The sequence below is a fragment of the Bacillus sp. JJ1127 genome (genome assembly GCF_036965845.1).
GTDB lineage: Bacteria > Bacillota > Bacilli > Bacillales > Bacillaceae_G > Bacillus_A.
The window spans coordinates 24,140-24,545 of record NZ_JBALQK010000060.1; the positions used below are offsets into that span (position 1 = coordinate 24,140).

Genomic DNA, 406 nt, shown 5'->3' on the forward strand with positions numbered 1-406 from the left:
ATATACGCTCCTAAATTGGTTCTTATAGTCAGAAAAATTAATTTTGTTACAATAAGTCGAATTTCCGATATTTCACGAGAAAAAGGATTATAATAAAGTTATAACCTATTACAAGGAAGTGTAACTATGAGTACCGTAACTATCGTATATGGTATTATTCTTTCTACTATTATTTGCTTATTTGTTATTGGGGTCTCACTTTATATTCATAAATGGAAAGAAGGTATTGCAAAGTTAAATCATATTGAGGAAGAGTTTGGCGATTTAATGTTACATCATGGTAAGTAAAGAGGTTTCTTTTTTAATTAGATAATGTGAAGAATATCACAAAACATGCTAGCATTGTGGAGCATGTTTTTTTTGTTATGTAAAGAATAGTAGGAATGATATATATACCTCAATTAAA

Annotated in this window: 1 protein-coding gene; it reads left to right on the forward strand. The window is 27.8% G+C overall.

The annotated features are described in order from the left end of the window. Positions 1-126: 126 nt before the first annotated feature. Entirely contained in the window at positions 127-288 is a 162-nt protein-coding gene (locus V7183_RS07910; protein ID WP_097898890.1) for a peptidase, read from the forward strand. The last annotated feature ends 118 nt before the right edge of the window (positions 289-406 follow it).